Origin of the sequence: Corynebacterium ulceribovis DSM 45146 (assembly GCF_000372445.1) — a bacterium.
Taxonomy (GTDB): Bacteria; Actinomycetota; Actinomycetes; order Mycobacteriales; family Mycobacteriaceae; genus Corynebacterium; species Corynebacterium ulceribovis.
Genome location: NZ_AQUY01000002.1, coordinates 522,878 through 535,026, shown reverse-complemented (window position 1 = coordinate 535,026; position 12,149 = coordinate 522,878). Strand labels below are relative to the sequence as shown.

Annotated in this window: 5 protein-coding genes; 1 reads left to right on the top strand and 4 read right to left on the bottom strand. The window is 61.4% G+C overall.

Going from position 1 to position 12,149, the window contains the following annotated elements; all coding sequences use genetic code 11:
- The first annotated feature begins 54 nt into the window (after positions 1 to 54).
- Positions 55 to 1,941 carry a malto-oligosyltrehalose trehalohydrolase gene (treZ, locus tag A3EC_RS0108010; protein WP_018024666.1) on the top strand — a complete coding sequence of 629 codons (1,887 nt, stop codon included), beginning with the start codon at positions 55 to 57 and terminating at the stop codon, positions 1,939 to 1,941.
- 2 nt (positions 1,942 to 1,943) lie between these two features.
- Here treZ and A3EC_RS0108005 read toward each other — a convergent pair whose 3' ends face one another.
- The 4 genes from A3EC_RS0108005 to dnaE all read right to left on the bottom strand — a co-directional run bounded on the left by A3EC_RS0108005 (position 1,944) and on the right by dnaE (position 12,103).
- Positions 1,944 to 5,549, bottom strand: a complete 3,606-nt coding sequence (locus A3EC_RS0108005) for a hypothetical protein (protein ID WP_018024665.1) — start codon at positions 5,547 to 5,549, stop codon at positions 1,944 to 1,946.
- A 56-nt stretch (positions 5,550 to 5,605) separates the two neighbouring features.
- Complete coding sequence (locus A3EC_RS0108000; RefSeq protein ID WP_018024664.1) at positions 5,606 to 7,132, bottom strand: MFS transporter; 1,527 nt, start codon at positions 7,130 to 7,132, stop codon at positions 5,606 to 5,608.
- Positions 7,133 to 7,195: 63 nt separating this feature from the next.
- Entirely contained in the window at positions 7,196 to 8,500 is a 1,305-nt protein-coding gene (ilvA, locus tag A3EC_RS0107995) for a threonine ammonia-lyase IlvA (protein WP_051061030.1), read from the bottom strand.
- A gap of 24 nt (positions 8,501 to 8,524) precedes the next feature.
- Entirely contained in the window at positions 8,525 to 12,103 is a 3,579-nt protein-coding gene (gene dnaE / locus A3EC_RS0107990; RefSeq protein WP_018024662.1) for a DNA polymerase III subunit alpha, read from the bottom strand.
- Between the last annotated feature and the right edge of the window lie 46 nt (positions 12,104 to 12,149).

The window sequence follows — 12,149 nt, the reverse complement described above, 5'->3', positions numbered from 1 at the left end:
TCAGCAGCCGCGGTTGCCCTCCCCCACGTCGCCACATTCGCCTACCCTGGAATCATGACTTTCCCCCCTGCTGTTTCGTCGACTCATCCGCTGCCGACCTACCGCGTGTGGGCACCCCGCGCCGGGGCGGTCCGCCTCCATCTACAGCAAGCATCCCCCGACAGTTCCGTCCACAGCCACAGCACCGAGACCACTGACCTGCACGAAGTTGGTGACGGGTGGTGGGAATCCAACCGCCGCATGTTCTCCGGCGACCGCTACGCCTACTCGCTGCAACCAACCACCGGCGACAACCACGATAGCCCCACCCCAGACAACACCGAGCTGTGGTCCAAGCCCCTGCCGGATCCTCGGTCGCGCCGCCAACCCGACGGACCGCACGGCTTTTCGCAGGTCGTAGACCCGCAGGAATTCAACTGGTCTGCGCCATGGACCGGCCGCCCAATCGACGGCGCCGTCATTTACGAACTGCACGTGGGCACCTTCGCGGAGGACGGCACCTTCGCCGGTGTCATCGATAAGCTCGACCACCTCGTTGACCTTGGCGTCACCCACGTCGAATTGATGCCCGTGCAACCCTTCGGCGGCACGCGGAACTGGGGGTATGACGGCGTCAGTTGGCACGCCGTGCACGAACAGTACGGTGGGCCGGATGGGTTAGTTGAGCTTATTGACGCATGCCATGCCCGTGGATTGGCCGTTGTTCTCGATGTGGTGTTCAACCATTTCGGGCCAGATGGCAACTATGTTGGCATGTTCGGCCCGTACACCTCTGGTGGTAACACCGGCTGGGGTGAAATCGTCAACCTCAATGACGCTGGGTCGGACAATGTCCGCGCCTACATCCTCGACGCCGTGCGAATGTGGTTGGCGGACTACCGAATTGACGCGCTGCGTCTCGACGCCGTGCATGCGCTGCACGACACTGGGGCGTACCACATCTTGGAGCAGATGCAGCACGTTGCCGAGGCGGTAGCGGCAGAAACCGGCGCGCCCCGCAGCCTCATTGCCGAATCAGACCAGAACGACCCACGGCTGGTGCGAGCTCGTTCCGGCGGCGGCTACGGCTTGGCCGCACAGTGGGATGACGACATTCACCACGCGCTGCACTGCGCAGTATCCGGTGAAAACCATGCCTACTACGCGGATTTCGGCTCACTGGAAGTGCTCGCCACCGCCTTGCAGCGCGTATTCTGGCATGACGGGCGCTACTCGTCCTTCCGCGGGCGTCGCCACGGCCGACCGGTGCACACCGATATGCAGCCGGCCAGTGCTTTTGTCACTTACACCACCACGCATGACCAGGTCGGTAACCGCGCTTCCGGCGACCGGCCGTCGATGAACCTCACGCCAGCGCAGCAGGTGCTCAAAGCCGCCGTCATTCTGTGCTCGCCGTACACGCCAATGCTGTTCCAGGGTGAAGAATGGGGCGCGTCGACACCGTTTGCGTTCTTCTGCTCCCACGAGGACGAGGAGCTGCTGCGTCTGACCCGCGAGGGCCGGATGCGCGAATTCGCCCGCAGTGGTTGGAACCCAGACGACATTCCAGACCCAGCTGCCGAGGAAACCTTCACCGCCTCCAAACTGAAGTGGGATGAGGTCGGCGATAGTGACCACCAGCGGATTCTGCAGGCTTATCGGGAGCTGATTGCGCTGCGTCGAACCGGTGGCGTTTTGTCGAACCCGTGGGTGGCCGGAATGCGGGTGCAGTTCGACGAATCCGCCAAGTGGCTGCGTATGGACCGCGGGGCATCCGGCGCCGCATTGTCCCTGGCCGCGAACTTTTCTGACCAACCAGTGACCGTGCCACTAGACGGGGTTGCGGCGAACTCGAATGGCGTGCGGAAGGTGCACTGGTGCTTCGAGGACTCCGCGGTGGACCTGCGCGCCGACACTGTGGTGTTGCAGCCGTGGGGCTGCGCAGTAATCGGCGCGGACTAGGTTTAGTCCAGCGTCAGGTCGCCGTGGGTGGCGTGAATCACCATCGCGTCGGCGACCAGCAGGTCACTCATCACCAGCAGCGGCGCGACGTCAGCAAGCTGTGCCCACAGTGGTCGCACCTTATCCAGCACGTCCGGCTCGGGCATCAGACCATGCGCCACGGCCCGCGCTGCCACCGCAACCAGCAGCGATGTTGCTGGAACCAGCGTCCACACGAGCGACAGGTCGGTGGCGTCAATACCGTCCAGCTTGTGGAAGCGCACGTTAACGGCCTTCCGCAGCGGCGACGACGCGTTGCCAACCATGCCGAATAGCGACCGGGAAATACCCGCGAGCTCCGCCATAATCTGCGCATCGACGATAGTGTCGCGCTGCGTCACCACCTGGTGAATCGCCGAAATCCGCGCATCGGTATCCGTCAGCGGCCCCGGCACCATGCGGTGCTGGTCAAAAATCTGCGCCATCAGCATGCGCTGTTGCTCAGCAGGCAGCTGTGTGAGCATGACCGACGTGCGATCGATGCTTGCTGACGAAAGCGTGGCATCTTTACCGGTAGCCAGCACCTTAAGCAGAGTGTCGCCGGCGTTGGCTTGCAGCACGCTGAGTAGTTCGCGGTGTGCCTTCGCTTCCGCAGACTCTGCTGGCTCTGCTGTGGTGACCGCTTCGGATGGGTCAGCTGAGCCAGCTGGTTGAACTGGTTCAGCAGATTCAGCAGATTCAGCTGGTTCGGCGGGATCAGCTAGCGGGAAATTCGCCTCTGCCTGCTCAGCAACTGCTGGCAGCGCGGCGAGATCTGCAAGAGCGGCAAGCCACGGCACTCGGCGAGGCATTGCAATTGGCTCGGCGGTGTCAGTTTCGGCTGGATCTGCAGCCGCTTCTGCGAAGTTCTTGGTTGCCAGACCAGCAGTGATCAACAGGCCAGGCTGCGCGCCCACTGGAAGCGCCGCGGTTGCCAATGCTGCCAGACCAGCACGCGGGTTCTCTGACAACAACGGCACCAGAGACTGCATATCAATGTCGATCGCTTCGACAATTGGGGCGGCTTTAGAGTCGCGCAGTGCACCAGCCAGACGCCACAACCCTGGCAAATTCTCCAGGTCATTAGGCAGCGCCGCTGCAGCATCGACGCCAGTTTCCGCGTCAGCACCAACAGCAGCATCCGCAGCAGCCGGGACTACTAGCGCGGAGTCAGATGGCCACGCAGGTGGCAGCGCCCGGTTACGCGCCAAGAATGGCTGCACAACCAGCGGGCTATCCCCGAACTCTTCCGGAATCGCCGCGTAATGGCCCTCTTCCCCAGATTCAATTTCTACGCGCACCGCGTCGTGACCAGGACGCGCCGCATTCCACATAAACGCAGCCAATTCCTGGCTCGAGTCGCGGAACGGAACGTCAAAAAGCACCCAATTGCCGTCGCGGCTGGCGCCGGTGGCCAATGCGCCTGGTCGGGCACGCACCAACTCCACTTCCTGGCGGCGGGCGCCGGGGCGGGAGAACTCGAAGCTGATGCGGACCTCATCGTCGCTGCCAATGACGTCCTGCATCCGCAGCGGCAACGATGCCCGGTTGCCCTTCAGCGGCACCTCCCCGAGTTCCTTCTCCCCCGCCGTGACCAACAAGCGCTGGTGTCGCAGCGGAATCGGCGACAAAATCACGAACTCGCCCGACACATCCAGCCGTACCCGCGGCAAAACCTGAGTATGATCGCAGGTCAACGCGCCGCGGTCTACCATCGGCAAGGTGAACTGCAGGCGTGGCGGCGTGAACGTCACTGTCATTTCCGCGCCCTCATCCGTCGACAATGACACCTCGCCGGACACATCTGCCGCGCCCAGTCGCAGCATCGCCGGTTCACTGTAGAACTCCTTGCCGCTGTGCACCACCGGCACCGTCACCGGGCTGAGCCCGCCCGCATCCGGGGCGCGCAGCTCTGCGCCAGGACCAGCAGCTTCCACATGCGCGCCCTCAGCCAGCGCAAAGTACGTGTCGGTGGAAAAACCGCGCGGGTTAATCAGACGCACCACGAACTCGCCGATCCACGGGTAATCGTCGTCGGTGAGCAAATCCACCTGGCCACCAGCAGCCGGCACCACCAGCTCGTACACCAGCAGCGCATCCTGGCTAAAGTCGCCATATTCCGTAAACGGCGCCACATTCAGATGCCACAGTTCATCACGGCCGGACAGCGACGGCGGGAACACCGCCTTCGGGCCGGCAACCTGCACCGGCCAGTTGTGCGGGCTCGCTGCACCCGGCAGCGGCGCGTTGTCGTACCAGAAGGTCACCTTGCGCAGCGGGCTAACCGACCGAATCGTGCCATCGACACCAGGGCGGGTGGCCTGCAGCGATACCATCTGCGTCAAATCCAGCTCGGCGCGGCGCCACAGTGGCCACGGCAGTTTTTCCGCAGGCCCGGCAAGGACTGCATCGGTACCGGCGATGGCGTCGCGCAGCTGTGTGTCCATCGGGTAGACGACATTCGCGCTGGTTGCATGCAGCGATACCTTGTCATTAATTGCCTGGCCATCACGCGCAAACACCAGCAGCGGGTCGGTCGAGTCAATAACCGGCAGTCGCCACGACGAGTCCGCATTCTCCACGAGCACTTCGCGGGTTGCTTCCGTAATCGGCACCAACGTGCGTGGCTGCGACGGGTGCGAACGGAACGCGGTGACCACAGTACCGCCGAAGGTGATGCGCCACTGGTCCTTATTCGGTGCCAGTCGCGGCAGCTGCACGCACACGCCCAGTTCATCGTCTAGGTAGAGCTGTGGGCGGCCGGAGCGGCTGCCGATACCGATCGCGCCGCGACGGTCCGGGGTGCCTGCTGGTCGGGCCCGTAATTCTTCGCGGGCAGCGTCGTAGAGTGCGGTCGGCAGGCCGAAGCGTTCCGGGGTGTAGGCTTCGCTGGATTCCCAGTGCACTGGGTCGGCGTGGGTAGCGGCCATGAACGCAGCGGTTGCGTCGATGAGTTGCAGCGCGCGGCCAGGTGCCCGTCCGGCTAGTTCCCGCAGCGCTTTCGGGGTGTCGCCTGCTTCGTCGGCTTCGAATTCGGCGCGCAGAGCGTCGGAATCTACGACATTTCCGGCGGCGATATCGTCATCAAGCGCGGCCATCAGCAGCGGCATCACCGACAGTTGCACGCCGGCGTGGAGCAGCAGCACCGTGCCCATAGTGTCCTGCGCGTCGGCGAGGTCCGTGTCGGCGGTGACGGTGTCGAAGCCGAGGATTTCGGCGGTGGCCAGGCCGACGGTGTCCAGTGCGGCGTTGGCGAGGGCAGGTAGGCGCTGCGCGACGGCATCGTTGACCGGCAGGCCCATTCCCGCCCACCAGTCGTGCCACAGGTCCTCGGGTTTAGCTAGGCGTGCGGCGCGGCCGGCCAGGGAGGTCACCAGGATGGCGGAGTTCGATTCGAGGTAGGAGGCGGGGTTGTCGCTGCTGCGCATCGCATGGCCGAGGAAGCTGTCGATGCGTTCCACTTCGTCCATCGGAATACCGGCGAAGGCGAGCAGTGCAGCCTTGTCGGCGTCGCTGCCGGCGAGACGTCCGCGCAGTTCACGCTCGGTATCGGTCAGCCACCATTGCATGGCGGCGTGGTCGAAGGACATGGTGCGATGCTCCTTGGGGTTGGGGTCAGCGGACAATGCTGATAATCAGCTTAATGCTAGGTGGTTGTGCGGGGCAGACTCACCCACGCCGCGACCGTTGCCGCAGCACACAGCGCTGCCCCGGCCCACAGCGCCGCCGCCATGCCGGTGTCGAAGGCAAGGTCGGCCGCCGCAATAAAGTCCGGATTTATGGGCTTAGCGACGTTGTGGGCTGCCGAAATTGAATCAGCAGCGTGCGTGAGCTGGGACTCGGTGAGGCCATAATCGGACGGGGTCAACGCGCGGATGCCATGCGAGTAGACACCCACCATGATGGACCCGAGGACAGCGGTGCCTAGCGCGCCCCCGAGCTCGTAGCCGGTTTCGGAAATCGCGGAGGCCGCGCCGGCGTGCTCAGGTGGGGCGGCGTTCAAAATAATGTTGTTTGTGACGGGGTCCATCGCGCCGGCGGACATGGACATCAAAGTGCAGCCGCCGACCGCGGTGAGCGTAGCTGACAGTGACAGCAGCCCCTGGACGTTGGCGGCAAGCCCGGCAAAACCGATACCGGAGACCACCAGCGCCGAAATGAGAACCGGGCGGGCGGAGACGAAACGGAGTAGTTCGCCGACCACGATGGTGGTGAGGAAACCGAGGACGAACGCTGGGACCAGCATGATGCCCGCTTCGAGCGGCGTTTTGCCGATGACCACCTGCAGGTACTGCATGAGCAGGAACAGCAGACCGACGTATAGCAGCGAGCTGAGCAGGTTAATGAGCACTGCGGAGTTATAGGCCGTCGATTCGAAGAGGCGCAGGTCAATGAGGGGATTGTCGGCGGTGCGCATCCGAATAATGAAGCCGAGCGCGGCGATGACGCACAGCGCTGCGAGTCCGACGGCGGCGAAGTAGTTGCCGGAGATGACGACCTTGATGGCGCCGACGAATGTGAGCATCGCGATGATGGATAGCACTGCCCCGGCGATGTCGAAGGCGCCAGGTTTATGGCTGCGCGATTCCGGCAGGGTGACAAGGCCGCCGAGGAACACGATAAGCGCGATCGGGACGTTGATGAGGAACACTGACCCCCAGTGGAAGTGTTCGAGTAGCCAACCGCCTACAACTGGGCCAGCTGCGGCGCCGAGGCCGTAGGTACCGATCCAGATGGACACCGCGCGGGCACGTTCGGCGGCGTCGGGGAACATGGTGCGGATAATCGACAGGGTCGATGGCATGAGGGTGGCGCCGGCGATGCCTTGGATGGCGCGGCCGAGAATCAGCAGTTGGGCGTGGTCGGCGAAGGCGCATAGTGCCGATGCGGCGGCGAACGCCAGCAGGCCGGACAGCAGCAGACGTTTGCGGCCAATGTGGTCGCCGAGGGTGCCGAAGGTGATGAGCAGCCCGGCGATGGCCAGTGCGTAAATGTCGACCATCCACAGCATTTCCGCGCCTGTTGGGTTCAGGTCTGCGGTCACTGCCGGGACAGCGACGTTCAGCACGGTCATGTCGATGGCGAGCATGACCAGTGCGGTGGAGAGGAAGCCTAGTCCTAGCCAGCGGCGCGGATGACCGGTGGCTGGGATGGCCGCGGTAGTTGATCCCATAGTCTGCCACGTTACCCCGGCATAGTTTCCGGCGCGGCGTGGGCTGGGCTGGCGTGGGCTGGGTTAGGTCATGAATTCATATTCTGGGGTGCCTGGTTCCAGTCGCTTGCAGTCCAGCGGGGACGCCGCCATCCGTTCCATCAGCGCTTCCAGGTCGCTGGCGCGGCGCAGCTCAATACCGACCAGCGCGGTGCCAGTTTCGCGGTTATTGCGCTTGAGGTACTCGAACTGGGAAATGTCATCGTCTGGGCCAAGAACGTCGGACAGGAACATCCGCAGCTGCCCTGGTTTCTGCGGGAAGCTCACCAGGAAGTAGTGCTTCAGGCCGCGGTATACCAAGGATCGTTCGGTGATTTCGGCGTAGCGCAGCACGTCGTTGTTACCGCCGGAAATGACACACACCACCACTTCCCCAGGCCGAATCGACAGTTGCTGCAGGCCTGCCACCGACAGGGCGCCAGCAGGTTCGGCAATGATGCCTTCGTCTTGGTACAGGTTGAGCATTTCGACGGAAACAGCGCCTTCGTCTGCAGCGATGCAGTGGATCCGGGAGCGGTTAGCGTCGACAATCGTGTACGGCAGGTCGCCGAGTCGGGCAACGGCGGCGCCGTCAACAAACGGATCAGTGTGCGGCAGCGTCACTGGTTCATCGGCATCGAGGGCGGCGCGCAAGCATTGGGCACCCTTCGGTTCGACGGCCACGATTGCGGTGGTTGGCGCTAGGTCAGCCAGATACGCGGTGATGCCGGCGAGCAGTCCGCCGCCGCCGACGGGTACGACCACGGTGTCAGCTTGGAGCCCTTGGCTTCCGAGCTGCGCCACGATTTCCGCGGCGACAGTGCCTTGGCCTGCGATGGTGTTGAAAGCGTCAAAAGGCTCAATGAGGGTGGCGCCGGTATCGCGGGCGTCATTGCGGGCAGCTTCGGCCGCTTCGTCGAAACTATTGCCCACTACGACCAGGTCGACGGCGTCGCCACCGTGGTAGCTGATGCGGTCGCGTTTTTGCTTCGGAGTTTGGGTTGGCACATAGATGCGGCCTTTCACCCCAAGTTTCCGGCAGGCGTAGGCCACACCTTGGGCGTGGTTACCTGCGGAGGCGGCGACGACACCGGCGGCACGTTCGGCGTCGGTGAGCTGCACCATTGCGTTGTAGGCGCCGCGGATTTTGTAGGAGCGCACGTCCTGCAGGTCTTCGCGTTTGAGGAAGACTTTCGCCCCGGTTTCGTCTGACAGCCGGGAGCAGTACTGCAGCGGGGTGCCCGCAATAATCGACGAAATTCGTACCTGTGCGGCTTGAATATCTGCAGCGCGCACCTGAACTGGTGTTACTGCATTGCTTGTCGTCGAGTCTGCGGGAGTTTTCTGCATGGTGTTAGCTTAGTCACCAACTCGCTACCCCACTACGTTCGGGCCAAGCGAGGCCACCAAATCACCCATGAGTGCGGGGGATCGTTCCACCCGCAGGTGCTCCCCGAGAATCAGCAACGTGGATTCATCGCCTTCGGTGAGGTTGAGGTACACATCCGATTCGCCTGGGTTGTCCACCAGCACTTCTTTGAGCTTTGCGACGGTAGCAGCCGTGCACTGGTCCGCGCGCAGCGTCAACCGAAGCGGTGGGCCGGATGCACCGTTGCGTCCCAAGTCTGGGATGCGGGCATCGTCACACATGACGGACATGCCCATTTCGCGGTAGGTGATGCGCACCTTCATCAGCACAATCGTGTCTTCGACCAACAGCGTTTGCAGCGCCGCGTAGGAACGGGCAAAAACCAGCACTTCCACCGACGCACCAATGTGGTCTTCCACGGTGACAATCGCCCAGTACTCGCCTTGTTTATTCGTGCGGCGCTGCACACCAGTAATAATGCCGCCGATGGTGGCCTCGGATTTATCGGGCATTTCTTCCGACAGCACCGTCGCGATGGATGTCGAGGTCTGTGCGTTTAGCGCTTCGTCGAAGCCGTCCAATGGGTGGCCGGAGACGTAGAGGCCGAGCATTTCTTTTTCCAACGCCAGTTGGTATTTGCGTTCCCAATGCTCGTCGGGAACGTTGATGTGGAACACCGAGGCGGAGTCATTGTCATCGTCGTCACCGCCGAAGCCAGCAAAGAGGTCGAATTGACCCTTGTCCGCGGCTTTCTTCGTTGGCAGTGCGGCGTCGATGGCATCTTCGTGGACGAGGACTAGGCCTTTACGTGGGTGGCCGAGGGAGTCGAAAGCACCGGCTTTAATCAGCGATTCAGTGACTCGCTTGGAGCATGGCACCGTGTCGATTTTGTCGAGGTAATCGGAAAAGGACGTAAACGCACCTTTTTCCCGGCGGGATTTAATAATGCTATTGACGACATCAACACCGACATTGCGCACCGCACCCATGCCAACGCGAATATTGTCGCCGACGGATTGGTAGTTCAATGCCGATTCATTGACATCTGGTGGCAGCACCGAAATACCCAAGTGACGACAGTCGGAGAGGTAAATCGCAGACTTGTCCTTATTATCTGCCACCGACGTCAGCAGCGCCGCCATATATTCGGAGGTGTAGTTCGCTTTCAGGTACGCCGTCCAGAAAGACACCAGCCCGTAGCCTGCGGCGTGCGACTTGTTAAACGCATAACCGGCGAATGGCAAAATGGTATCCCAGAGCACTTTAATGGCTTCGGCGGAATAACCATTGGCTTTCATGCCGCCTTCGAAGTTAATGAACTCCTTCTCCAGCACTTCCGGTTTCTTCTTACCCATGGCTTTACGGAAACCGTCTGCTTGGCCGGCAGTGTAGTTCGCCACTTTCTGCGAAATCTTCATAATCTGCTCCTGATACACAATCAGGCCATAAGTTTCGTCCAGAATTTCGCGCAGCGGCTCTTCTAGCTCTGGGTGAATTGGGGTGATCTCCTGCTTGCCGTTCTTACGGTCGGCATAAGACCAGTGCGCTTTCACACCCATTGGGCCCGGTCGGTAGAGCGCCAACGCGGCGACAATGTCGTTAAAACCGGTGGGTTTCATGCGTTTTAGCAGTTCGCGCATACCGCCGGAGTCCAGCTGGAACACGCCCAAGGTGTCACCGCGTGCCAATAGCTCGTAGGTCGGGTCGTCTTCCGTCGATAAGCCCTCAAGGTCCAGGTCAATGCCCTGGTTGGACTTAATGTTTTCGAGGGCGTCACCAATGACGGTGAGGTTACGCAGCCCCAAAAAGTCCATCTTCAGCAGGCCAATGGCCTCACATGCTGGGTAGTCCCACCCGGTAATAATCGCGCCGTCCTGGGCACGCTTCCACATTGGGATGGTGTCCAGCAACGGCACGCGGGACATAATCACCGCACATGCGTGCACACCCGGCTGACGAACCACGCCTTCAAGGCCGCGGGCGGTTTCGTAAATCTTTTTAATATCCGGGTCGCTATTAATCAGTTCACGAACTGCCGCCGCTTCGCCATAGCGTGGGTGCTTTTCGTCCATAATGCCGGATAGTGGAATATCCTTCGCCATAATTGGGTCTGGCAATTCCTTGGTAATCCGGTCGGCGATTTGGAACCCAGCCGAACCGTGGTGCGCACGGGCGGCATCTTTCAGTGCCTGTTTCGTTTTGACGGTACCGAAAGTAATCACCTGAGCGATTTTGTCCTCGCCCCATTTATCGGCGGCATATTGAATCATTTCACCGCGGCGACGGTCATCGAAGTCAATATCAATATCGGGCGCGGACGGACGTTCCGGGTTCAAGAAACGTTCAAACAGCAGACCATGTTCAATCGGGTCAATGTTGGTAATCGTCAATGCGTACGCAACCAATGCACCTGCAGCCGAACCACGGCCCGGCCCAACTTTGATGCCAACGGAACGGGCATGCTTAATCAAGTCAGCGACGATGAGGAAGTAGGACGGGTAGCCCTTCATGTCAATGACTTCAATTTCGTAATTCGCCCGCTGAATATACTCAGCCGGCACGTCCGAATCCGGGAAGCGGTCCTTCAGCCCGCGCATGACTTCCTCAGTCAGCCAAGACGTTGGGGTGTGGCCTTCCGGCACGTCAAACAGCGGCATTCGGTCGTGTGGGTGTTCTTCCCACACTTCGCTGTAGTCACCGACCCGCTCGGCAATCAGCAGCGTGTTATCGCAGGCACCAGGGACGGTGTGATCCCACATGTCGCGCATTTCAGCGGCCGACTTGATGTAGTAGCCATCACCACTGAAGGCAAACCGGGTACCGCCTTCATCAATGGTGCGTTCGTCCAGCGTGGAGCCGGTTTGCACACACAACATTGCTTCGTGGGCAGGGGCTTGTTCCCGGGTGACGTAGTGGCAGTCATTGGTTACTACCGGTGGCAGCTTCAGCTTCCGGCCAATTTCCAGCAGTTCGGTGCGCACCCGGCGTTCGATTTCAATGCCGTGGTCCATCAGTTCCAGGAAGAAATTGTCCTTGCCGTAAATGTCCTGCCATTTCGCGGCGGCTTTGAGCGCTTCGTCGAATTGGCCGAGCCGCAGGCGGGTTTGCACGTCACCGGATGGGCAGCCGGTGGTGGCGATAATGCCTTCGGCGCGTTCGGAAATCAGGTCGGAGTCCATCCGTGGCCATTTACCGAGCTGCCCTTCATAGCTGGCAATCGATGACAGGTAGAACAGGTTGCGCAGCCCGGTGACGTTTTCGGCAATCATGGTCTGGTGCAGGTATGCGCCGGAGGCCGATACGTCATCACGCTTCTGGTCCGGGGTGCCCCACCGCACACGGCTTTTATTCAGCCGACTTTCCGGCGCCATGTATGCCTCAATGCCGATGATGGGCTTCACGCCGGCTTTGGTCATGGTGCGGTAGAAGGAGTCGGCGCCGAACATATTGCCGTGGTCGGTCATGCCGACGGCGGGCATGCCTTGGCGGATGACTTCTTCGGCCAGCAGCTCCACCTTCGCCATGCCGTCCAGCATGGAATATTCAGTGTGGTTGTGCAGATGGACGAAGGAAGAGTTGCTCATAACCACTCATCTTAGGCACACCCGTCAAACTACTTGTTCTGCCGCT